21 protein-coding genes and 1 other RNA gene are annotated in these 23018 nt (G+C 69.1%); 10 read left to right on the forward strand and 12 right to left on the reverse strand.

Annotation, left to right across the window (positions count from 1 at the left end):
- Positions 1-152: 152 nt before the first annotated feature.
- Genes paoA through paoC form a run of 3 tightly spaced genes read left to right on the forward strand, consistent with a single transcriptional unit; the run spans position 153 to position 3951 of the window.
- Complete coding sequence (gene paoA, locus V1318_RS02810; RefSeq protein ID WP_332937509.1) at positions 153-809, forward strand: aldehyde dehydrogenase iron-sulfur subunit PaoA; 657 nt, start codon at positions 153-155, stop codon at positions 807-809.
- A complete protein-coding gene (locus V1318_RS02815; RefSeq protein ID WP_332937510.1) occupies positions 806-1762 on the forward strand; it encodes a xanthine dehydrogenase family protein subunit M in 957 nt (318 codons plus the stop codon). Before paoA ends, V1318_RS02815 begins: the two co-directional genes overlap by 4 nt.
- A complete protein-coding gene (paoC, locus tag V1318_RS02820) occupies positions 1759-3951 on the forward strand; it encodes an aldehyde oxidoreductase molybdenum-binding subunit PaoC (RefSeq protein ID WP_332937511.1) in 2193 nt (730 codons plus the stop codon). The genes V1318_RS02815 and paoC overlap by 4 nt, the downstream gene beginning before the upstream one ends.
- A gap of 196 nt (positions 3952-4147) precedes the next feature.
- On the opposite strand, the gene V1318_RS02825 is transcribed toward paoC, so the two are convergent.
- Together V1318_RS02825 and V1318_RS02830 are read right to left on the reverse strand one after the other, a co-directional pair.
- The gene (locus V1318_RS02825; protein ID WP_332937513.1) at positions 4148-4312 is read right to left on the reverse strand and encodes a DUF1328 domain-containing protein; all 165 of its coding nucleotides are present in this window, start codon (positions 4310-4312) and stop codon (positions 4148-4150) included.
- Between the two features lie 310 nt (positions 4313-4622).
- Entirely contained in the window at positions 4623-5198 is a 576-nt protein-coding gene (locus V1318_RS02830) for an RES family NAD+ phosphorylase (protein WP_332937515.1), read from the reverse strand.
- Between the two features lie 284 nt (positions 5199-5482).
- Between V1318_RS02830 and xth the strand changes: the two genes are divergently transcribed.
- The 3 genes from xth to ligD all read left to right on the forward strand — a co-directional run bounded on the left by xth (position 5483) and on the right by ligD (position 9130).
- Positions 5483-6277, forward strand: a complete 795-nt coding sequence (gene xth, locus V1318_RS02835; protein ID WP_332937516.1) for an exodeoxyribonuclease III — start codon at positions 5483-5485, stop codon at positions 6275-6277.
- A 105-nt stretch (positions 6278-6382) separates the two neighbouring features.
- Entirely contained in the window at positions 6383-6559 is a 177-nt protein-coding gene (locus V1318_RS02840; protein WP_332937518.1) for a DUF3606 domain-containing protein, read from the forward strand.
- 9 nt (positions 6560-6568) lie between these two features.
- Complete coding sequence (gene ligD / locus V1318_RS02845) at positions 6569-9130, forward strand: DNA ligase D (RefSeq protein WP_332937519.1); 2562 nt, start codon at positions 6569-6571, stop codon at positions 9128-9130.
- A gap of 47 nt (positions 9131-9177) precedes the next feature.
- On the opposite strand, the gene V1318_RS02850 is transcribed toward ligD, so the two are convergent.
- The 3 genes from V1318_RS02850 to V1318_RS02860 all read right to left on the reverse strand — a co-directional run bounded on the left by V1318_RS02850 (position 9178) and on the right by V1318_RS02860 (position 10917).
- The gene (locus V1318_RS02850; RefSeq protein ID WP_332937521.1) at positions 9178-9369 is read right to left on the reverse strand and encodes a hypothetical protein; all 192 of its coding nucleotides are present in this window, start codon (positions 9367-9369) and stop codon (positions 9178-9180) included.
- A gap of 486 nt (positions 9370-9855) precedes the next feature.
- Complete coding sequence (locus V1318_RS02855; protein ID WP_332937523.1) at positions 9856-10491, reverse strand: HAD-IA family hydrolase; 636 nt, start codon at positions 10489-10491, stop codon at positions 9856-9858.
- Positions 10492-10629: 138 nt separating this feature from the next.
- Positions 10630-10917 (reverse strand): hypothetical protein, encoded by a 288-nt coding sequence (locus V1318_RS02860; RefSeq protein ID WP_332937524.1) that lies wholly within the window; start codon positions 10915-10917, stop codon positions 10630-10632.
- Positions 10918-10956: 39 nt separating this feature from the next.
- Here V1318_RS02860 and V1318_RS02865 point away from each other — a divergent pair, with 39 nt between their 5' ends.
- Positions 10957-11190 carry a hypothetical protein gene (locus tag V1318_RS02865; RefSeq protein ID WP_332937526.1) on the forward strand — a complete coding sequence of 78 codons (234 nt, stop codon included), beginning with the start codon at positions 10957-10959 and terminating at the stop codon, positions 11188-11190.
- Positions 11191-11357: 167 nt separating this feature from the next.
- On the opposite strand, the gene V1318_RS02870 is transcribed toward V1318_RS02865, so the two are convergent.
- Positions 11358-11687: a hypothetical protein gene (locus V1318_RS02870; protein ID WP_332937527.1), complete on the reverse strand. Its 330-nt coding sequence runs from the start codon at positions 11685-11687 to the stop codon at positions 11358-11360.
- 511 nt (positions 11688-12198) lie between these two features.
- Positions 12199-12552, reverse strand: a transfer-messenger RNA (tmRNA) gene (ssrA, locus tag V1318_RS02875).
- Positions 12553-12761: 209 nt separating this feature from the next.
- On the opposite strand from ssrA, the gene V1318_RS02880 reads away from it, so the two are divergent.
- On the forward strand, positions 12762-13811 hold the full coding sequence (locus V1318_RS02880; RefSeq protein WP_332937529.1) for a nitronate monooxygenase: 1050 nt from the start codon (positions 12762-12764) through the stop codon (positions 13809-13811).
- Positions 13812-14228: 417 nt separating this feature from the next.
- Here the strand turns inward: V1318_RS02880 and V1318_RS02885 are convergent, their stop codons facing one another.
- Together V1318_RS02885 and V1318_RS02890 are read right to left on the reverse strand one after the other, a co-directional pair.
- Positions 14229-18650, reverse strand: coding sequence for a DEAD/DEAH box helicase (locus V1318_RS02885; RefSeq protein WP_332937531.1), 4422 nt, complete (start codon positions 18648-18650; stop codon positions 14229-14231).
- A gap of 208 nt (positions 18651-18858) precedes the next feature.
- Complete coding sequence (locus V1318_RS02890) at positions 18859-19281, reverse strand: CBS domain-containing protein (protein WP_332937532.1); 423 nt, start codon at positions 19279-19281, stop codon at positions 18859-18861.
- A 192-nt stretch (positions 19282-19473) separates the two neighbouring features.
- On the opposite strand from V1318_RS02890, the gene V1318_RS02895 reads away from it, so the two are divergent.
- Complete coding sequence (locus tag V1318_RS02895) at positions 19474-19653, forward strand: hypothetical protein (RefSeq protein WP_332937534.1); 180 nt, start codon at positions 19474-19476, stop codon at positions 19651-19653.
- 79 nt (positions 19654-19732) lie between these two features.
- Here the strand turns inward: V1318_RS02895 and V1318_RS02900 are convergent, their stop codons facing one another.
- Positions 19733-20086, reverse strand: coding sequence for a BON domain-containing protein (locus V1318_RS02900; protein WP_332937535.1), 354 nt, complete (start codon positions 20084-20086; stop codon positions 19733-19735).
- Between the two features lie 39 nt (positions 20087-20125).
- On the reverse strand, positions 20126-20308 hold the full coding sequence (locus V1318_RS02905) for a hypothetical protein (protein WP_332938353.1): 183 nt from the start codon (positions 20306-20308) through the stop codon (positions 20126-20128).
- A gap of 242 nt (positions 20309-20550) precedes the next feature.
- Between V1318_RS02905 and V1318_RS02910 the strand changes: the two genes are divergently transcribed.
- Positions 20551-21762 (forward strand): FAD-dependent oxidoreductase, encoded by a 1212-nt coding sequence (locus V1318_RS02910; protein ID WP_332938309.1) that lies wholly within the window; start codon positions 20551-20553, stop codon positions 21760-21762.
- A 391-nt stretch (positions 21763-22153) separates the two neighbouring features.
- Here V1318_RS02910 and V1318_RS02915 read toward each other — a convergent pair whose 3' ends face one another.
- Complete coding sequence (locus tag V1318_RS02915; RefSeq protein WP_332937537.1) at positions 22154-22858, reverse strand: OmpA family protein; 705 nt, start codon at positions 22856-22858, stop codon at positions 22154-22156.
- Between the last annotated feature and the right edge of the window lie 160 nt (positions 22859-23018).

The following is a 23018-nucleotide window of genomic DNA, read 5'->3' on the forward strand; positions in this document are numbered from 1 at the left end:
ACGCGATACCGGTCCGGGCCGCGCCTGCCCGCGGCGTTCGATGTCCGCTGCGCGCTCGCCTCCACCCGGAATCACATCGCCCTAGCGATCGCTGTGTTAATAGCGACCCCTGCGGTATTCCAGTAGCCCTCCGCCCAATCGGGACGCAGCCAATGGAAGCAGACTCCCCGCTCAAGACCCGGCTGAGCCGGCGACAGGTGCTGATCGCGGGCACCGTATCGGCCGCGGCCACCACCCTGCCCATGATAGGCACGCTCGCCGCCGAGGCCAGCGCACCGGAGGCGGCGCGAGCGCCGGTGACATCGAAGGTCGGATTCGAGGTCAACGGCACGCAGCGCAGCCTCGAACTGGACACGCGCACCACCCTGCTCGACGCCCTGCGCGAACACCTGCGCCTGACCGGCACCAAGAAAGGCTGCGACCATGGCCAATGCGGCGCCTGCACGGTGATCGTCGACGGGCGCCGGATCAACGCCTGCCTGAGTCTGGCGGTGATGCACGGGGGCGCACGCATCACCACCGTCGAAGGACTGGGCACGCCCGAGCGCCTGCATCCGATGCAGGCGGCCTTCGTCAAACACGACGGCTACCAATGCGGTTACTGCACGCCGGGACAGATCTGTTCGGCGGTGGCGATGCTGGAGGAGGTCAAGGCCGGCATCCCCAGCCACGTCACCGATGACCTCAAGGCGCGGCCGCGGCTGAGCGCCGCGGAGGTGCGCGAACGCATGAGCGGCAACCTCTGCCGCTGCGGCGCCTATTCCAATATCGTCGACGCCATCGGCGACGTGGCCGGAGGCCTGTCATGAGGGCCTTCGCCTATCAACGCGCGCGCACGCCGGCCGAGGCCGCGGCCGCGGTGGCGGCCACGCCGGGCGCCCGTTTCATCGCCGGCGGAACCAACCTGCTGGACCTGATGAAACTGGAGATCGAAACGCCGTCCCATCTGGTCGACGTCAACGGCATCGGGCTGGACGCGATCGCCAAAACCCGCGAGGGCGGGCTGCGGATCGGCGCGCTGGTACGCAACACCGACCTGGCGGCCGACCGCCAGGTGCGCCGTCACTATCCGCTGCTCGCGCGCGCCCTGCTGTCCGGCGCCTCCGGGCAATTGCGCAACCGCGCCACCACCGCCGGCAATCTGCTGCAGCGCACGCGCTGCCCGTATTTCTACGACACCCACCAGCCCTGCAACAAGCGCCGCCCCGGCAGCGGCTGCGCCGCGCTGGAGGGCTACAGCCGCCACAACGCCATCCTCGGCGCCAGCCAGGCCTGCATCGCCACCCATCCCAGCGACATGGCCGTGGCGATGCGCGCGCTCGACGCGGTGGTGGAAACCGTGGACCCGCAGGGACAGTCCCGCAGCATCCCCATCGCCGAGCTGCACCGCTTGCCGGGCGACACGCCGCAGATCGAGCACAGCCTGAAAGCGGGCGAACTGATCACCGCGGTCACCCTGCCCAAGCCCGTCGGCGGCCAACAGATCTACCGCAAGGTGCGCGATCGCGCCTCCTACGCCTTCGCGCTGGTGTCGGTGGCGGCCATCGTGCAGCGCGACGGCAGCGGCCGGATCGCCCTGGGCGGCGTCGCCCACAAGCCCTGGCGCCTGGACGCCGCCGACGCGGCGATGCCGCAGGGCGCCAAGGCGGTCGCGTCGGTCCTGCTGGATGGCGCGCGCCCCACCCACGACAACGCCTTCAAGCAGCCGCTGGTCGAACGCACGATCGCCGCCGTGCTGGTCGACGCAGGGAGACGCGCATGAAATTCGATCAGCCCGCCACCACCAATCCGATCGATCGGGGCAAAGTCGTCGGCAAGGCCACCGACCGCATCGACGGCCCGCTCAAGACCACGGGAACCGCGCCTTATGCCTACGAGCGCCACGACGTGGTGCCCAACCAGGCCTATGGCTACGTGGTCGGCGCCGGCATCGCCAAGGGCCGGATCGCCTTCCTCGACGACAGCGCCGCGCGCAAGGCGCCGGGCGTGCTGGCGGTGGTGACGGCGAAGAACGCGGGCAAGCTCGGCAAGGGCAAATTCAATACCGCCAAGCTGCTGGGCGGGCCGGAGATCCAGCATTACCACCAGGCCATCGCGGTGGTCGTGGCCGAGACCTTCGAACAGGCGCGCGCCGCCGCGCAGACGATCCGGGTGGACTACGTGCGCGCCAAGGGCGCCTACGACCTGGACAAAGCCAGGGCCGGCGCGATCGCGCCGAAGAACGAAAAGCCCGACAGCGATGCCGGCGACTTCGCCACGGCGTTCAAGAACGCACCGGTCCAGTTCGACGCCACCTACACCACGCCGGACGAATCGCACGCGATGATGGAGCCGCACGCCTCCATCGCCGCCTGGGACGGCGATCGGCTTACGGTGTGGACGGCCAACCAGATGATCGACTGGGGCGTGGGCGATATGTCCGCCACCCTGGGCATACCCAAGAAGAACGTGCGCCTGGTGTCGCCCTACATCGGCGGCGGTTTCGGCGGAAAACTGTTCCTGCGCGCCGACGCGCTGATGGCGGCGCTGGGCGCGCGCGCCGCGCGGCGGCCGGTCAAGGTGGCGCTGCAACGCCCGCTGATGATCAACAACACCACTCACCGCCCGGCCACCATCCAACGCGTGCGCCTGGGCGCCGACCGCGACGGCAAGCTCACCGCGATCGGCCACGAAAGCTGGTCCGGCGACCTGCCCGGCGGCGGCCTGGAGGTGGCGGTGCAGCAGACCCGGCTGCTGTATGCCGGCGCCAATCGCATGACCCGGATGCGCCTGGCCACGCTGGACCTGCCCGAGGGCAACGCGATGCGCGCGCCCGGCGAGGCCCCCGGCCTGATGGTGCTGGAAGCGGCGATGGACGAGATGGCCGAGAAGCTGGGCATGGACCCGGTGGAGTTCCGCATCCGCAACGACACCCAGGTCGATCCGGAGCATCCGCAGCGCCCGTTCTCGCAGCGGCGCTTCGTCGAATGCCTGCGCACCGGCGCCGAACGCTTCGGGTGGAATCGGCGCTCGGCGACGCCCGGCAGCGTGCGCGACGGGCGTTGGCTGGTCGGCATGGGCGTGGCCGCCGCGTTCCGCAACAACCTGCTCACCAAGTCCGCCGCCCGCGTGCGCCTGGACGATCGCGGCACCGTCACCGTCGAAACCGACATGACCGATATCGGCACCGGCAGCTACACGATCATCGCCCAGACCGCGGCCGAGATGATGGGCCTGCCGCTGGAGCGCGTAAACGTGCGCCTGGGCGACTCCGCCTTTCCGGTCTCCTGCGGCTCCGGCGGGCAATGGGGCGCCAACAACTCCACCTCCGGCGTATACGCGGCCTGCCTCAAGCTGCGCGAAGCGGTCGCGCGCAAGCTGGGCTTCGATGCCGCCACGGCCGAATTTTCCGACGGCCGGGTGCGCGACGGCGCGCGCCAGGCGGCGCTGGCGGACGCGGCGAAAGACGGCGAACTGGTGGCCGAGGACTACATCGAATACGGCGACCTGGGCAAGAAGTTCCAGCAGTCCACCTTCGGCGCGCACTTCTGCGAGGTCGGCGTGGACGCGGCCACCGGCGAGGTGCGGGTGCGCCGCATGCTGGCGGTGTGCGCGGCCGGCCGCATCCTCAACCCGAAAGCGGCGCGCAGCCAGGTCATCGGCGCCATGACGATGGGCGTGGGCGCGGCACTGATGGAGGATCTGGCGGTCGACAAGCGCCTGGGCTACTTCGTCAACCACGACCTGGCCAGCTACGAAGTGCCCGTGCATGCCGACATCCCGCACCAGGACGTGATCTTCCTGGACGAGACCGATCCGATCTCCTCGCCGATGAAGGCCAAGGGCGTCGGCGAACTGGGCATCTGCGGCGTCGGCGCGGCGGTGGCGAACGCCATCCACAACGCCACCGGTTTCCGCGTCCGGCACTACCCGATCACGCTGGACAAGCTGCTCGACCATCTACCGGCGTGACCGCGGCGGCCCGGCGCAGCGGCGACCGCCTTGCACCGGCGACATCGTCGTCGCGGCCCGGCACAACCATCGCCGGGCCGCGGCCGCAGGCGGTCGCGGCGGGAGCTGAGTAAGCGCCACGGACTCGCCCGTCGAACGATCGGAGCGGATCGGTTGCTTCCGGTTTGCCGAGGGCCCGTTCGCGGCCTTGGCGCCGCTAGGCCGCGCGCCCTCGCCCGCGGAAGAAGGAGATCGCCGCCAACACCAGGAACACCACGAACAAGATCCAGGCGATCTGGGTGGCCGCTCCGGCGATGCCGGTGAAGCCGAGCACGCCGGCGATCAGGGCGATGACTAGGAAGACCAGGGCATAACTGAGCATGGCAGTATCCTTGTTTCATCCGGTGACTCATCGTCCGGCAGCGCTCGCTATGGCGCCGTATACGCGGACGGCTCGGCTCGTGGCGAGGCCTTAACACACGCGCCGGCGGGCGGCGCAGGTCATGCGCGCGCGGAGCGGGCCGGCGCCTTCGGTTTCGCCGCGGATTTCGCCCGGCCGCCGTCCGCGCCGCGAGCGGCCCCGCTGGCGCCGGGTTCCGGGGCGGCACGCGCCGGAGTCAGGGCGTCTTGAAATACGCGTTTCAGCGGCACGCGGGTTCGCGTCGCGCTGGGGGTGATCGGCGCTTTGCGCTTCATGTCGAACGCCTCAGCCTGGGGTCGATCGCCACCGGACTGATGGTCACCGACTGCAGGTGCACGATGTCCACGTGGCGGGGGTTGATCAGGTAGTTGCATTGGTTGGGCGCCAGCGCGCTGGGCACCTTCAAAGCCAGCGACTTTCCTTCCTGCGCCCATTGATCCCCGACGCGCTGGGCGTCGGCGCGGTAGGGATACTCCGACCAGGTGGACGGCAGCGCCGTTTGCGCGAGGATGCAATCGGACGGAATCGTCGCCGACGCCAGCACGACCTCGCTGCACGCGTGCGCGCCGGCATGCGCCAGATATTCGAGGATCGCCCCGGCCTCGCTCGCCGAGGCGTAGATCGCCGCCACGTCGTCGGAAGTCCAGCGGCCGGCGCGATACTTGGGCTGTTCGCCGAAGGGCCGGTCGGAGTCGGGCGGCTCGATCACCCGAAACAGATTGGTATGGCCGCTCTTGCTCGATGTTGTCGACCCGGCCACGTGCGGGGCGGACGGCGTCGCCGTCGTGCCGGACGTCATCGAAGGCGGATCGCTCGCCGGAAAGCTGTTGTCCAGCGCCTCGTCCAAGGGCTTCTTGCTTTCGCCTGTACCGTTCATAGGGACCTCGGGCATTGGACGGATCGCCTGAGTCGCATGGCGCCTGTACCGCAGGGCGAACGAGGCCATCCGCGCGCGAATTTTGCGAGCGAATCCGTGTTGCGGACGTGATGGACGAATGCGCACGCGTCGCGCGCCCGGGCGTCGTCAGCCACGCCGTTTTTACTTCGCGGCCACTCGCGCTTCACGTATCGCGTATGAAGGCGGCCCTAGGCTGGACCCAGCCGCCCCCGCCGCGCGCTTCCCAGGCCGCTATGACCCGCAAAAAAACCTTCAAGATCGCGACGTTCAACGTGAACGGCATCGGCACGCGCCTGCCGCATCTGCTGGCGTGGCTGGCCAAGGAAAAACCGGACGTGGTCGCGCTGCAGGAACTGAAGGCCCCGGACGCGGCCTTCCCGGCCGCAGCGCTGGAGGACGCGGGCTATGGCGCCATATGGCACGGGCAGAGGTCCTGGAACGGGGTGGCCCTGTTGGCGCGCGGCCTGCTGCCGATCGAGAGCCGGCGCGGCTTGCCCGGCGACCCCAAGGATGAGCAGAGCCGCTATATCGAAGCCGAAGTGCACGGCATCGTGATCGCCTGCCTCTACCTGCCCAACGGCAATCCGCAGCCCGGTCCCAAGTTCGACTACAAACTCAAGTGGATGCAGCGGCTCAATCGCCGCGCCAAGGCCTTGGTGGCGCTGCCCAATCCGGTCGCGCTGGTGGGGGACTTCAATGTCATCCCCAGCGACGACGACGTGTACGACCCCACGGCCTGGCGCAAGGACGCGCTGATCCAGCCCGAAGTTCGCCAGGCCTATCGGCGCCTGCTGGACCAGGGATGGACGGACGCATTGCGCCAGATATACGGCGATCGGCGCATCTATACCTTCTGGGATTATTTCCGTCAGCACGCCGAGCGCGACCGCGGGCTGCGCATCGACCATCTGCTGCTCAATCCCGCCCTGGCCGAACGCCTGAAAGACGCGGGCGTGGATCGCTGGGTCCGGCTGCAGGACAAGGCCAGCGATCATGCGCCAGCCTGGGTCCAGGTCGGTTTGGCCTGAGTCGCGCGTCGCTACGCAACCGCGTCCGTTGGCGACGGAAGGCCGCTCACGCACTCACGACAGGCCCAGGAGTATCTAGGTTCGCGCTATTCAGGAGATACCTTTATGGCAGACGACAAAAGCAAAGTGGGCCCGCCGGACCGCGACCGCATCAACGTCAACGAGGCCTACGAACTCCAGTACTGGACCCAGGCCCTGGGCGTGACGGCCGAGCAGTTGCGCGCGGCGGTGAAGGCCGTCGGGCCGACCGTGCAAGCCGTGCGCCGGCATCTGGGCCAATAGCCCCATGCCATGAGCTTGGTCGACTACCGCCGCAAGCGAAGCTTCGATCAAACGCGCGAACCCGAGCCCGGCAAGGCGCCGCCGAAAGGACGGCGCGCCATCTTCGTCGTCCAGCTCCACCACGCCAGCCGGCGGCACTACGACTTCCGGCTGCAGGTAGGCGACGCCCTCAAAAGCTGGGCGGTGCCCAAGGGCCCCAGCTACGACCCCAAGGTCAAGCGCATGGCGGTCGAGGTGGAAGACCACCCGCTGGACTACGCCGGCTTCGAGGGCGAGATACCGAAGGGCCAGTACGGCGGCGGCCACGTGGCCCAGTTCGATCACGGCGTCTGGGCCACCGAGGGCGACCCGGAGGAGCAACTGGCCAAGGGCCATCTTCGTTTCGAACTGTTCGGCGCGAAACTCAAGGGCGCCTGGCATTTGGTGCGCTCGGGGAAGGCGGCCAGGCAGCCGCAGTGGCTGCTCTTCAAAGACCAGGACGCGTTCGCCGGCAGCCTGGAGGCCGACGACCTGTTGGCCGACGTGACCGCGGCGCCGGCGGCGGATCGCAAGCGAGCCGGCGCGGGCAAGACCCGCAAGAAGCAGCTGGCGGCCCTGCCCGTGCGCAAACGGCGGCGCAAGGATTGGGCGAAGCAGGCGCTCAAGCTGCCCGATGCGAAGAAGGCCAAGGCCCTGGCGGGGCCGTTCGAACCGCAATTGGCCAAGCTGGGCGAAACACCTCCCCAGGGCGATCAATGGATACACGAGCTGAAGTGGGACGGCTACCGGATCCTGGTCACCATCGCCGCGGCCCGGGTGCGGCTATGGTCGCGCAACGCATTGGAGTGGACGGAAAAAATTCCCGATATCCGCGATGCGATCGAAGCCCTCGGGCTGGAATCGGGCGCGTTGGACGGGGAGCTGATCGCCGGTTCGGGCAGCAAGGAGGACTTCAACCTCCTGCAATCGACGCTCTCGGGCGAACGCCAGGGCAAATTGACGTTGGCCCTGTTCGATCTGCTGCACATCGACGGAGTGGACATCACCGATGCACCGCTGATCGAGCGCAAGGCCCTGCTGCAGGACCTGCTGGCCAGCGCGCCCTCCCCTCTGGCCTTCAGCTCGCACATCAGCGGCAACGGCGAGGCCGCGTTCGAACTGGCCGGCAAGCGCCACTTCGAAGGCATCATCTCCAAGCGCGCCGACCGGCCGTACCGCGGCGGACGCAGCGACGACTGGCGCAAGACCAAGCTGCTGGCCTCGGACGAGTTCGCGGTGGTGGGCTATACCGCGCCGCGGGGATCGCGCAGCGGCTTCGGTTCGCTGTTGCTGGCCAAGCCGGATCCCGAGCACGGCTGGCGCTACATCGGACGCGTCGGCACCGGATTCAACGACGAACTGATGCGCAGCGTGACCCGCAAACTGCAAAAAGGCGGCGGCAAACGCCCCACCGCCTATGTCGGCGCCACCGACACCGACCTGCGCGGCGCGACCTGGATCGCGCCGCGGTTCGTGGTGGAAGTGTTCTACCGCGGCATGGGCCGGCAGCAGCTGCTGCGCCAGGCCTCGCTGAAGGCGGTACGCGAGGACAAGGACGTGCAGGACCTGGCCGACAGCGACACGGGCACGCAGCCTCCTCGCGTTCGAAGCAAGGGAACAGGAGCCATGAAGACCGCACCCAAGACCGCGAAGAAAGCCGCGAAAAAAACCTCGCCCCAGCGGGATCTGCCCACCCTGTCCAGCCCGACCAAGGTGTTGTTCCCCGACTCCCGCATCACCAAGCAGGAGGTCTGGGACTATTACCTGGCCGTGGCCGATTACCTGTTGCCGGAAATCGCCGGGCGCCCTGTGTCGGTCATCCGCTGTCCGTCGGGCATAGAGCGGCCCTGCTTCTTCCAAAAGCACCTCACCTCCGGCCTGGAACGGGTATCGACCGTCAAGCTCAAGGAAGAATCCGGTGCGCAGGCGCAGTACCTGGTGGTCGAAGATCTGCCGGGGCTGATGGAACTGGTCCAGTTCAACGCGCTGGAATTCCACCCTTGGGGCGCGCACGCCCTCGACCCCGACCGCGCCGACCGGGTGGTCTTCGACCTGGACCCGGGCCCCGGCGTCGGCTTCGCCGAGATCAAGCAGGCCGCCGTGGACATACGCAAACTGCTGGAACGGATGCAACTGACCTCGTTCCTGCGGGTGTCGGGCGGCAAAGGCCTGCATGTCGTGGTGCCGCTCAACCCTGGCTGCGACTGGGACCTGACCAAGCGCTTCGCCCATGGCTTCGCCGACGCGCTGGCGCGCTCGCAGCCGGACCGTTTCCTGTCCACCGCCACCAAGAGCAAGCGCAACAGGCGCATCTTCGTGGACTATCTGCGCAACGGCAGGGGCGCCACGGCCGTGGCGTCCTACTCGATGCGCGGCCGGCCGGGCGCGCCGGTGGCCATGCCGCTGGCATGGAACGAATTGGGCCGGCTGAAGAAGGCCAATGCCTTCACCATCAAGGAGGTGCCGGCCAAGCTCAAACGGCGGCGCAAGGATCCTTGGGACGGCATCGACCGCATCAAGCAGAACCTGGCCGCATGGGCGCGCGAGGAATAGCGACGGCCCGATTGTTGAACATGCTCGCGAGGATGCGCGCGAGGCGCTCAGGCGTTAAGCGATGCCTGCAGTGCCGTCGCCAGCGCCGCATCTCCATTCACCAGTTCGGACCAACGCAGTTCCAGGCCTTTCCGCCGCCCCTTCTCCACCAGCTTCAATCCCTGCGGATCGATGGTGAGGGTGTAGGGCCGGTCCTCTATCACCAGTTCGCGCCGTAGCGGTTTGTCGAGCGGAGTCATGTGGTCTCTCCGGGAGGACGTAGACGGCCGCAAGCTAACGCCTGGACCTCGTCGGGCGCGTCAAGGTTTTGATTGCGGTCCGTGATCGCACGGAGCCGGGCGCGGACGCCGTCGTGGGACAGGCGCACCGGGAAGGCGCTATTCAGCCCACTGCCACCATGCCTGAATGCGCCGCAGCGCCGGCCCTGGGCAGGCGGCATGGCCCAAGCGCTCCTCACGCGCCCTCCACGGCTGCGTCCCAAGCATAGGCGCATGGGCAAGCCCAGGGCCCAGCTAGAAGCCGAACTGGCGCTACTGGAGGCGGAACTCCAGCGGCTACGGCGGTCCCCAACCTTGTTTCGGGACATCGAAAATCATTTGGACACCCTCGCCTTCGAGGCCGATCCCTCCGACTGGGACTGGTTGCTCACCCAGCTCGAAGGCCTGCTGATCCGCTACGAAATCCGCTGAGGCGACGGCCAGGGCGCCGCTGCGGGGCGGCTCGATCTACGAGGCCGACGGCGGCGCCAGGCGCCGCAACTGGTCCACCGAATCGAAGAACTCCTCCGCGCCCGCCGTGCGCAAGACGTCGGCATGCGCATAACCCCAGCCTACGGCGCCGAAGGCCACGCCCGCGCGATGCGCGGCCTCGCCGTCGCTGACCTGATCGCCGACATAAATCGCCTGCGAGGCGTCCAGCTTCGCCTGCTTCAGCATCCGCGCGATGCGCCGATGCTTGCCGAGCATGTGCGCACCGCCGTCGGTCAGCTCGATCGTCTCCATCAACTCCGCGCCGAGCACGCGCCGCACATTGTCGGCCGAGTTCGAAGTCAGGATCGCCAAACGCGCCCCGCCGCCGCGCAGGTGGCGCAGTGCCTCCGCGACGCCCGCGAACAACGGCACCGGCGGCGCGGCGCGCATGCGGCGCACGAAATCGGCGGCCACGATCGGCAGCTTCCATCTGGAGAACTCGAACTCCCGCAGCAACTCGCGCGTGCCCAGCCGCCGCATCTCCTCGACGCGGTCTTCGGCGATGGCCTTGAAACCGTGGCGTTGCGCCAGTGCGTGCTGAGCTTGCATGAAGAACGCGAACGAATCGGCCAGCGTGCCGTCGAAATCGAAGATGATCAGTGAGTAGCGCATGTACGCGATCGGGAAGATGAAAGCGCATCTTGCCGGCAATCGCGCTCCAGGTCATGGCCCACTGCGGGCCCGCATCGGCTCGCTCGCGCCGAGCATGAATCCTTAGCGGCCTCGGCCGGATCGACCGCCGGCCACGGCCTAAAAGCGCGGCTCGACGCGGCCATCGGGCATGGCGAGAGCCCAATCTGGAGCGCCGTACCTATTGGCAAAAGCCAGCCGATCTCTCGCATAGTCCCTTAGCAACGAGCTCGGCTGGGCGCGCGGACCGCTGCGGATCATCTGATAGACATTGACCAGCAAGGCCGCAGGGGTGAACAGCAGGCCGAACGGAATACCCCACCACCCGACCAGCAAGGTTCCCACCGACGAAAGGGCCTGAGCCTTTCTGGCGCACGTCGAGCAACCGATGAAGGTGTTTTCGCTCATGCGGGTAATCAGCACTGCCGACCAGACGAAAACGCTCTTATGGAAATCTATACTTCCGGACTTGCCGCACTTTGCGCACAAACCATTGCGAATCTTGGCGACCTCCACATCGACATTCGCGGCGGAAACGGACGCGAGGCTGGCGATGAACGCGGCCTTCTGGGCATGGCAAGCTTTGCTGCAAAAGCGAAACCCATGATCTTTGATACCGCCAAAAGCGACGGTTCTTTTGCAGCTGTAGCAAGGCCCCATAAGTCCCCCGATGTTCGATGATGTGCGATGTCCCGGCCTTGCCGCGGTCCTTTTGGGACCGTTTTATGGCGAGAGTGGCCGCCCCCAAGCGTGCGCCGCGAGGCCCATTCTGCCCCGGACCAGGCCTACTGCGTCGAACGCCCCAATCTCACGCCAGCCTCGCGGGAATAAATCCTTAGGCTGCATGGCTAACAAACCTCCAAGGTCAGGGTCTCGTTTGCAACCCAAACGCCCGACTTGAGGAACAGGTCGAGGGAGATTGTCGTACCGCAGTCCAAATTTGCGTTGCGATGCATCGGGCCGAAGGTCGCGACAATGGTTGCCTTGTCCTGAGCGACGTCGATTTTGCGGACGATAGCGAAGCCAGGGGCGATTTCGTAGGCCTCGTTCGAGACGCCCGAAACGTTGACCACAGGCGCGACGGCGCCGATCGCTTGCTGGTACCGATCGGGAACTGCCGCTTCGATGGCGATTCCTTTAAGAGGCTCTCGTCCGAGAGAGGCGAAGTACGCGCGCATCAGCTGCTTGTCGGTGTCAGGACTTTGCGTACTCGGATAACAGCAGGCAGCGACAAGCTCGTCAGGAGTGATATGCCTTGAAGCCCATCGGTAACGGCTCGTTACGTTGCAAGCTGAGATGCAAATCAGGCTTGCGAGCAACAAGAAGATTCGCATAAGGCCTCCCCCCTGAGGCGAGCCGAGCCGCGAGACCGCAGCCGAGTGCGCTATCACCCAAAGTACGCACTTGGATGCCTCGCTGATGCGTCCTGCTTGAACGAATGGCCGGGACCGCGCCCTCGGCCCCGCCAGAATTTTACGAGGCCGTAGGCGCCCTGTGGCATCGGCCCGCCGTTGGATTCCACCGGTCCGGCGCAAGGTCCGATTCGCTTCCCCGGACGCGTGGCATGGCGGCAACCGTTCCTTCCGACGACAGGCGCGCTGCCTCCGAGAGGGGCGGACACAAAAAAGGCCGGAAGCCCTGATTGCGCAGGATTTTCCGGCCTTTCATGGTCCTTGGGGGACCCTTTTATGGTGGAGGTGGGCGGAATCGAACCGCCGTCCGAAGGCACTCCATCCCCGGCACTACATGCTTAGCGCTCCGTTAGATCTCGCCCCCGGACAGCACGGCGCGCAAAGCGCATCCGGGAACCAGCCTGTTTTGGGTTAACCGGGGATTGACAGGCGACCGTCCCCAGCGATTCCGTGATGATGACCCTACGCTGCGAGCACGGACACAAGCAGTTTCGGGGCTTACGCCTTAAGCGGCGAGAGCGTAGTTGTCGTCGTTGGCAACTAAAAGTTTGCAGCTGGATTTACGAGGAAAGCTACCCCCTCGGCATGCGCCAAGCGATTTTGCAACCCCCGTCGAAGCCAGTGCACCCCCGGGGACAGCTAACAACGCTGACCCGATCAGTATAGGGGCGGCGGCCGCATTCACAAGCGCGGCGGTGGCGGCGGTTCATGTGGAAGCCGCGGCCGGGGCTGGGGCCGGAACAGGACCCGCGGCGGCAGAACGCCGCGTTGCCTGGGCGCTCACCGCCGCGCGCCCGGCCCAGGGCGATACTGTCGCGGCCGCCCCGCGAAAACGACGCCATGCCGCTGCTCGATCTGCCCGATCTGGAACTGCCGCTGATCCAGGCGCCCATGGCGGGCTCGCAGGGCAGCGCGCTGACGGTGGCGGTCTGCCAGGCCGGCGGCCTGGGCTCGCTGCCGGCGGCGATGCTGAGCGCGCAGGGCCTGGGCGAGGAACTGGCGGCGATCGCGGCGCAGACCGACCGCCCCTACAACGTCAACTTCTTCTGCCACAGCCCGCCCGAGCCCGACGCGGCGGTCGAAGCGGCCTGGCGCGAATCGCTGGCGCCCTATTACGGCGAGTTCGAGATCGACCCCGCCACCGTCGGCGCCGCGGCCGGCCGGCGTCCCTTCGACGCCGAGACGGCCGAGTTGCTGGCGCAGTTTCGCCCGCGCGTGGTCAGCTTCCATTTCGGCCTGCCCTCGCCCGCCCTGCTGCAGCGGGTGCGTGCCTGGGGCGCCAAGGTGTTGTCCTCGGCCACCACGATCGAGGAAGCGCGCTGGTTGGAGGCGCAGGGCGTGGATGCGGTCATCGCGCAGGGGCTGGAGGCCGGCGGGCATCGCGGGCATTTCCTCGACGACGACCTCAGCCGCCAGTCGGGCACGTTCGCGCTGCTGCCGCAGCTGGTGCGCGCGCTGCGGGTACCGGTAATCGCCGCCGGCGGCATCGCCGATGCGCGAGGCGTGGCCGCTTCGATGCGGCTGGGCGCGGCAGGCGTGCAGATCGGCACGGCCTACCTGCTCTGCCCGGAAGCCGACACCAGCGCGGTGCATCGGGCCGCTTTGAAGGGCGCCGGCAGCGGGCACACCACGCTCACCAATCTGTTCAGCGGGCGCCCCGCGCGCGGCATCGTCAATCGCTACATGCGCGAACGCGGTCCCTTGAGCGGGCTGGCGCCGCCCTTCCCCTTGGCGAGCGGCGCGCTGGCGCCGATCCGGGCGCGCGCCGAGGCGCAGGGCAGCGGCGATTTTTCGCCGTTGTGGTCGGGGCAGAACGCGAGCGGTTGCCGGGAGATTCCGGCTGCGGAGCTGACCCGCGAGTTGGCGCGCGGGTTCGAACGCGATGGCTGAACGCGGGCTTGTTGTAGGAGCGGCGTAAGCCGCGACCGCGTGGCCACGACTGGCTGCGCCGCTTTTGCCGGCCATCGCATTCAACACCGCCGACGCGCCATCGCTGCCCCCTGCCCCGCGCGCGTTATGCCGCCGCAGCGAACCGGTTTTTGCGGCGCGATACGCCGCCGGTCATGGCGTGCGCCAAGGCGATGCGAAGGTCGCGGGCGCTGGCGCTCTTCGGAAGTTGCCCCCAAGGTGTAGGGTTCGCGATCGCGGCTTACGCCGCTCCCACAGGGGGCTTCGGAGGATGCGCGATGGCGTGGGGGCGTGGTCGCGGCTTGCGCCGCTCCTACAGGGTGCATCGGGGCTTACGGCGATGGTGGGACTTCGTAGTCGCGGCTTGCGCCGCTCCTGCGCGACGAGACCCCCGCGGAGTCAACGCAGGGCTTCGGCCAGCCCTGGCGGATACAGCGCGGTGTCGGGGTCGGCGGCGGTGCCGCGGCGGCGGACCAGGGCCTGGCGCACGCGTTCGGCGTCGTCCGGGGTCAGCGCTTCCTCGATCATCTCGACCTTGCCCGCGCTCAGGCTGGCGATCGGCAGGCCGTCGCGGAACAGCACGCGCGCGCCGGGCAGGCGCGCGACGCGGTCGCCGGCGAGCACGGTGCCGGCCAGGTTGAGCGGGTCCATCGCCGAGACGCAGACCAGCTCGCCGCTGTCGGGACGCTGGCGCAGCTTGCGCAGCGCGCCGATCGCGTCGGGCAGCGCGAACTGTTCGCCGGACATGCCGCTGACGAAGCGGCCGCCGCGGATCTCGCCGCGCGCTTCCCAGCGCCGGTACACGCGCAGCAGGTCGCGCCAGGGCGGCAACCAGCTGGCCTCGCGTTCGATCAGGCGCCAGAACACCACGCCATAACGGTCGAGCAGGCTGCGCGCGGCGTGCTCGACGGTTTCGGCGTCGACCGCGGGCGGCGGCGCGTCCTCGGCCGGGCGCGGCGTCAGCGACCAGCGGCCGGCGTCCTGGATGCCGAACATCGGCGCGCGCCGGCTGCGGCCGCCCCGCGAGCCCTCGCGCTTGGACGGCGGCACCAGCAGCGCGCGCAGGCCGGCGTAGCTGTCGCAGGTCACGCGCCCGCGCGCGACCAGTTCGCTCAGGGCCTCTTCCAGCTCGGTCTTGAGCAGGTGCGCGCCGCGCTCGAGCTCGTCGAAGAAGGAGGCGCCGCGCACGCGCAGGCAATCGACCACGCGCAGCGCGCGCGAGGACAGCGGCGCGTCGTCCGCGCGCTGCGCGGTCAGGGTGGACCACATCGCCAGCTCGCGGCGCGGCAACAGCACGATCGGGGTCTGGCGTACCGAGGGCGAGGCCGCGGTGCCGGCCTCGACCCGGGCCGGACGCAGGCGCGCCCAGCTCACGCGTCCGGCGCTGCACAGGTCGTCCAGCCAAGCCGGGCTGTAGTCGGCGATGCGCGCGCTCAGCAACTCGCCTTCCCACACCGCTGCCGGCGCCTCAAAGCCCTGCAGCTGCGCCAGTACCGCTTCGACCGCGTCGCGGCCGCTCATGCGGGTGGCCGCGGACACGCGCTGCCAGTCGAACAGGAAGCGCACGAAATCGCGCGGCGACACCGGCTCGATCTCGCGCCGCAGGCGGCCGACGGTGTAGCGATGGATGCGCGCGAGCAAATGGCGTTCGCACCATTCCTCGGCGCCGCCTTCGCTGCTTTCGCGGCTGAAGCGGCCGCGCATCACATAGCCCTCGCTTTCCAGCCTCGCCAGCGCGATCTCCACCGCCACGGCCGGCTGCCGCAGCGAAGCCGCCAGCGCGGCCACGGTCGCCGGACCCAGGCCGGTCAGGCGCGAACGCAGCCATTCGGCCAGCACGCCGTCGGCGTCCCAGGCCGCCGCGGCGTACTCGGCCGGCACCGTCACCTCGGGCGACCAGGCCGCGTCGGGGAACAAGGCGCGCGCCTGCGGCAAGGTCTCGGTGGCGATCCACAAGGCCGCGTCGTCGTCGCTGTCGGCGGTCGCTCGCAAACGGGTCGCGCGCCCGGCCTCGGCCAGGCTATGCAAGGCGTCCAGCCAGCCGTGCGCGCGCGCCTCGCGCGCCTCGACATAGGCCAGGCCGATCAGGGCCTCGTGCATCTCGTCGGCGTTGCGCGCTTCCGGCCAAGCCTCGGCGCGCACCGCCGCAATCGCCTCCGGATCCAGGCGGCCGAGGTCGTCGGCGCTGTCCGGGTCGGCGTAGCGGCGGCTCATCACCGCCTGGGTGCGGCGTTCTTCCAGCGGCGCGTCGTCGAGGAAGGCATAGGGCCGCGCATTGATCGCCTCGGCCGCGATCGGCGACGGGCCGGTCACGTCGCGCGCGATCACCTGCACCTCGCCGCGCTCCAGCCGGCCCAGCAGGCGCAGCCAGCCCTGCGCGTCCATGGCCTCGTACAGGCAGTCGTGCAAGGTCTGCGCGACCAGCGGATGGTCCGGCACCTCGCGTTCGCCGACCAGGTTTTCGGCGCAGGCGACTTGGTCCGGGAACACCGTCGCCAGCAGATCCTCGCTTTTCATGCGCTGCAGCTGCGGTGCGACCTTGCGGCCGCCCTGGTAGCGCGGCAAGGCCAGCGAAGTGGTCGCGTTCCAACGCCAGCGCACCCCGAACAGCGGCGCGTCCAGCAGCGCCTGGATCAGCACGTCCAGCGCGCTGGCGCTGTGCAGATAGCGCGCGACCTCGATCAGCGGGAAGCTGTGGCTGGTCGACAGCGACAGCACGATCGCGTCCTCGGTGGCGGCCGCCTGCAGTTCGAAATTGAATTTGCGGCAGAAGCGCTTGCGCAGGGCCAGGCCCCAGGCGCGATTGATGCGGCTGCCGTAGGGCGTGTGGATGACCAGCTGGGTGCCGCCGGATTCGTCGAAGAAGCGCTCCAGCACCACCGTGTCCTGGGTCGGCACCGCACCCAGCGCATAACGCGTGCGCGCCAGGTAGTCGACCAGTTGAGCGGCGGCGTCCTCGCCCAGGCCCAGTTCGTGCGCTATCGCCGCCGCGACCTGCGCGTGCACCTGCGCCAGCGTCGCCGGATCGGGCTCGCCGTGCGCGGCCAGTTGGGCGTCGACCAGGCCGCGCAGGCGCGACACGCCCAGCGAGAGTTCGTCGCTGCGCCCCGGCGCCTCGCCCAGCCAGAACGGAATGTTCGGCGGCGCGCCCTGGGCGTCCTCGACCCGTACCCGCCCCGGCTCGACGCGCAGGATGCGGTAGCTGGCGTTGCCCAGCTGAAACACGTCGCCGGCCAGGCTTTCGATGGCGAAGTCTTCGTTGACGTTGCCGATCGTGGTCGCCTGCGGTTCCAGCACCACCGCGTAGTCGCCGGTATCGGGAATGGTGCCGCCGGAGGTGACCGCGGTCAGCGCGCCGCCGCGGCGGGCGCGCAGGCGCCGGTGCACGGCGTCGCGGTGGACGTAGCCGGCGCGCGCGCCGCGGCGGGTGGTGAAGCCCTCGGCGAGCATGCGCACGACCGCGTCGAAATCCGTGCGCGCCAGGCGCGCGTAGGGCCAGGCCTGGGTCAGGCGCGCGTACAGCGCGTCCTCCTCCCATTCGCGCGAGGCGACCTCGGCGACGATCTGCTGCGCCAGCACGTCCAGCGGCGCGACCGGCAGCTCCAGCGCATCCAGCTCGCCGCGACGCACGCAGTCCAGCAGCGCCGCGCACTCGATCAGGTCCTCGCGCGACTGCGGGAACAGGCGTCCCTTGGGCACGCCACCGACATGGTGGCCGGCGCGGCCGACGCGCTGCAGGAAGGCGGCGATCGCGCGCGGCGAGCCGAGCTGGCAGACCAGGTCGACATCGCCGATGTCGATGCCCAGTTCCAGCGAGGCGGTGGCGACCAGCACCCGCAGCTCGCCGCGCTTGAGCCGTTGTTCGGCGTCCAGGCGCAGCTCGCGCGAGAGGCTGCCGTGGTGCGCGGCGACCGCCTCCTTGCCCAGGCGTTCGCCGAGATGGCGCGCGGCGCGCTCGGCCATGCGCCGGGTGTTGACGAAGACCAGGGTGGTGCGGTGTTCGGCGACCAGTTCGGCCAGGCGCCGATAGACCTGGTCCCATTGCTCGTGCGACATCACCGCGCTCAGCGGCGACGGCGGCAGCTCCAGGGCCAGGTCGCGGCGCTTGTCGTAGCCGATGTCGACGATCTCGCAATCCGGGCGACCCTCGGCGTCGATCGCCGACGCGCCGACCAGGAAGCGCGCGACCTCCTCGATCGGCTTCTGCGTCGCCGACAGGCCGATGCGCGCGATCGGATGCCCGCACAAGGCCTGCAGGCGTTCCAGGGTCAGGGCCAGGTGGCTGCCGCGCTTGCTCGCGGCGACGGCGTGGATTTCGTCGACGATCACCGTGCGCACGGTCGAGAGCATGGCGCGCCCGGATTCCGAGCCCATCAGCACGTACAGCGATTCGGGCGTGGTCACCAGCAGGTGCGGCGCTTGCTTGCGCATGCGCATGCGCTCGCTGGCGGTGGTATCGCCGGTGCGCACCGCGCTGCGGATGCCGGGATCGGGCCGGCCCATGCGCGCCAGCTCTTCGCGGATGCCGGCCAGCGGCGCGTCGAGATTCAGGTGGATGTCGTTGGACAGCGCCTTCAGCGGCGAGACGTAGACCACCGTGGTCTCGTCGGGCAAGGCGCCCTGCGCCTCGGCCTGGCGGACCAGGGTGTCGATCGCGGCCAGGAAGGCGGTCAGGGTTTTGCCCGAGCCGGTCGGCGCCGCGACCAGGGTATGGCGCCCGGCGCGGATCGACGGCCAGGCCAGGACCTGGGCCTGGGTCGGCGCCGGGAAGGTCGCCGCGAACCAGGCGGCGACGGCGGGATGGAAGGCGGTCAGTGGCATGGCGCGCGGACGCGATCGCTGCGGCGAATCCGGTGGGGGCCGCTACCGGTATGGGGGCGGACGGGAGCTAAGGGAATGGTAGCGCCGCCGCGGCAGACCGGGGCTGGAGCACCGGTGCCGTAGCCCGGTGCCGTATCGTTCGGCGCCTGCGTCCCTGGGGCTCGGATCCAGCCTGCCCTGCCCGCGTCTCAAGGACTGCGACGCCGGCTCATCCGGGCGGCGCGGAGACCTCGCGCACCACCTCGGCGGTCGCCCGGCTTTTGCCGGCGCGGGCGAGATCGGCCAGCGACACGATGCCGGCCAGGCGCCCTTCGGCGTCGACCACCGGCACGCGCCGGATCTGCTCGCGCTCCATCAGCTCCACGCAATCGCGCAGATCGGCGTCCAGATTCACGCTGTGCGCCGGCATCGTCATCGCGTCGCCGGCGGTGGAGGTGCCGTCGCGGCCGGCGGCCACCACGCGCACGGTGATGTCGCGGTCGGTGACCACGCCCAGCGGCACGCCCCTTGCGTCCAGCACGGGGATCTCCCCGCAGTCGTGGTCGGCCATCATGCGAGCGACATCGCGCAGGGGCGTGGTGACGTCGCAGGCGACCGGATTGGGTGTCATGAAAGCGCTCACGTTGGCCATGACTATCTCCTCGGGTTGGGTTTCGGTGACGGCCGATGTGATCGCGGCGTGAAACGCAAGTCGAAGCGAATAGCGGCCACGCGATTGCGCGCACTCAGCCACGCCGCAGCCGCGCCGGCCGTTGTATCCTCGGCCCGGTATGCGTCCTTGACGCGATACGCCCCGCGATGCGACATCAACGGAGAGAACGCCATGACGACCAAGTTGGACAAGCCGCTGCGACGCGAACTGGAAATCGGCGACAAGCTCTACACGCTCACGATCGACGCCCACGGTTTGAAGCTCACCGAGAAGGGACATCGCAAAGGTGTCGAGCTGAGTTGGAACGAAGTGATCGGCGGCGACGACGCGGCGACGCCGCCCGGCGCCTGATCGCCAGGGCCGCGACGGCCCAGGGTTCCGCCGTCGCGGCCCGATCCAATACGCGCGCAGGCGCCGATGCCGACCGGCCTCACTTCTTGCTGGCGTGCTTGGCGGCCATCAGCGCCTTGGCGTCGACGCTGCGCACGCCTTGCACGGATTTGGCCACCGCGGTCGCCTTGTCGATCTGGGCCTGGTTGTCGACCGTGCCCGACAGCGAAACCACGCCGTTGACGGTATCGACATCGATCTTCAGGCCCGACACGTCCTTGGCGGCCAGCAATTCGGTCTTGACCTTGGTGGTGATCCAGGTGTCGCTGACCGGCTGACTGGATTCGCCGGTCGCCGGCGGCGGGGTATGTTCCTGGGCGAACGCCACGGCGGGCGCGCCGACGAGCAGCGCGAGGGTCAGCGCGGTGGCGAAACGACTGCGAATCGGATTCATGAGCGTGCTCCTATCGATGGGTAACGACGCGTCGCCGGCTCAGTGCTGGCGTTCGCGTCCCGAGCCTGACTTCTTGCCGCCGCCGTCCTGTTTGTTGACGGTGGCCCAGGCGCGCTGTTCGGCGGTCTTCTCGGACAAGCCTTCTTTGCGGTATCCCTCTTCGATATGACGCGCCTGGCGTTTCTGTTTGTCGGTGTAAGCGGATTTGTCTCCACGGGACATGGATAAGCCTCCGGTCGGAACCGTTCCGACGCGGGGCCGAGGCTAGTCCTGGCGCGGTAAACGCGACGGCAGGATTTCGTTAGCGCGCGGTCGTGATAGCGCCTGGCGCATGCAGCGCAGGCTCATGTAGATGAATCGCGGATTCGCCGCCTTGCGCGCTCACCCCGCGACGACGGCCGGTGGAGTGTGCTGTCCGCGCATCCCACGACGAGCCCACGCATGCCCCGGTACCGCGCATGGCCATGGACCTGAAGAGCGGCTACCCCTATTGGGCCGTGCGCAACGGCCTGATGCACGCCTTCCCGGCCCTGGATGCCGACGCGCGCTGCGAGGTGGCGGTGGTCGGAGGCGGCATCAGCGGCGCCCTGATCGCCGACGAGTTCGCCCGCCACGGCCACGACGTGCTGGTGATCGAGCAGCGCGATATCGGCTGGGGCAGCACGGCGGCCAGCACGGCGCTGCTGCAGTACGAGATCGACACCCACCTGATCGATCTGAGCGAACGCTACGGCGAGGACGCGGCCGCCCTCGCCTACCGCGCCTGCGGCGAAGCGGTGCAGGCCTTGCGCGAGCGCGTGCGCGGCCTGGGCGATGTCGATTTCGCGCGGGTGGACAGCGTCTACTGCGCAAGCAAGCAGCGCCATGTGTACGCGCTCAAGCACGAACTCGCGCTGCGCCGCCGCCACGGCTTCGATGTGCGCTGGCTCAACGCCGCCGATCTGCACGAACGCCACGGCCTGCACGCGCCCGGTGCGATCCTGAGCCGCCTGGGCGCGCGCGTGGATCCCTATCGCATGACCTATCGCCTGCTGATGCGCCTGGCCAGGCGGGGCGTGCGCGTACACGACCGCAGCGAGGTCGCGACCATCGAACCCGGCGCGCGTTCGGTGCTGCTGCGCACGCCCCAGGGCCATACGATCCGCGCGGCCCAGGCCGTGCTGGCGACGGGGTACGCCGGCCAGCGCTGGCTGCGCCAGCGGCTGGCGCGCAACCGCAGCAGCTACGCCTTCGTCACCGATCCGATGGCGCCGGGCGAATTGCGCGGCCTGGACCGGACCATGGTCTGGGAGTCGGCGCGGCCCTATCTCTATCTGCGCGGCACCGGCGACGGCCGGATCATGGTCGGCGGAGAGGACGACGCGATCGACATTCCGTCCCGGCGCGACGCACGCCTGGAGAAGAAGACCCGGCGCCTGGTGCGGCAGGTCGCACAGCGGTTTCCCGGCCTGGAGCTGGCGCCGACCTTCGCCTGGGCCGGCACCTTCGCCGAAACCGAGGACGGCCTGCCCTACTTCGGGCCGCACGAGCAGTACGGGCCGCGCGTGCATTTCGCGATGGCCTACGGCGGCAACGGCATCACCTACGCCGAGGTCGGCGCGGGTTTGTTGCGGGCGTCGGTCGAGCGGCGCCCGCATCCCCTGGCGCGCTTGTTCTCGTTTCAGCGGATGGGCTGAGGGCTTGCGCCGTGAGTGGGAGGGGGCGGTCGCGGCTTACGCCGCTCCTACCCCAAGGCAGGCATGCGAGTGCCGACCGGCATCCTGTGGGAGCGGCGTGAGCCGCGATCACGCTGCCGCGCCGCTTGTGCGACGTGTGGCGCAGCGGGTCGATTGAAGCGCGGCGGTGCTGCGTCGGCCAGGCATCGGGGGCATTCGTCGTAGCTGCGGTGGCGCGGTCGCGGCTTGCGCCGCTCCTACAAGGAGCATCGGTCCAATGCTGTTCCTGCTCCGGAGCGGAGCTCGGAGAGTGCGGCTGCAAAGCGAACGGGCCGCTTTCGCGGCCCGTTCGATCGGAACTTGCTGAAATTGGCGAGCCCGCGCGGCGCTGTCGCCCTGCCCGCCCGTCGGCTCAGGAACGCAGCGGCACCAGGGTGATTTCGACGCGGCGGTTCTGGGCGCGGCCTTCCTCGGTGTCGTTGCTGGCGATCGGACGGGTCTTGCCGGCGCCGGTGAGGATGAAGCGGTCGCGGACCAGGCCGCGCGACATCAGGTAGTTGCCGACCGAGGCCGCACGCTGCTCGGACAGGCGCTGGTTGACCGCGTCGGTGCCGATGCTGTCGGTGTGGCCGGCGACCTCGACGATGGTCTGGTTGTACTCCTGCAGGGTCGAGGCGACGTTGTCCAGCACCGGATAGAACTGCGATTCGAGCTGGGAACTGTTGAAGGCGAAGGTGATGTTGCTGGGCATGTTCAAAGTGATGTTGTCGCCCTGGCGCACCACGTCGACGCCGGTACCGGCCATGCGCTCGCGCAGGGCGCGCTCCTGGCGGTCCTGGTAGTTGCCGATGGCGCCGCCGGCAAGGCCGCCGACGCCGGCGCCGATCAGCGCGCGCTGGCGGCGTTCGGTGGCGTCGTCGCCGCTGAGCAGGCCCGCGGCGACGCCGGCCAGCGCGCCGATCAGGGCGCCCTTCTGGGTCCGGCTCATGCCTTGGCGCTCCTGCGGGTACTGGCCCTGCGGCTGGCCGCCGTAGTAGCCACCGCCGCCCGTGGCGCAACCGGCGAGCGCGGCGGTCATCGCGGCGGCGGCCATCGCGATCTTGATCTGGGTTTTCATGGGACGTCCTCGGCTGAATTCGGCGGAGCCAAAGCTAATCACGCCGGCGTCACGGATGGGTGACGAGGGCGCACGGCAGTTCAGCTGTCGGCAGGCGTGGACGAGGAAGGCCGTTGCGCGTTCGAGGCGTTAGCCGACTCCAAGCGCGCAACGGGATGGG

This window comes from Lysobacter sp. CCNWLW3 (genome assembly GCF_036697405.1).
GTDB lineage: Bacteria > Pseudomonadota > Gammaproteobacteria > Xanthomonadales > Xanthomonadaceae > Lysobacter.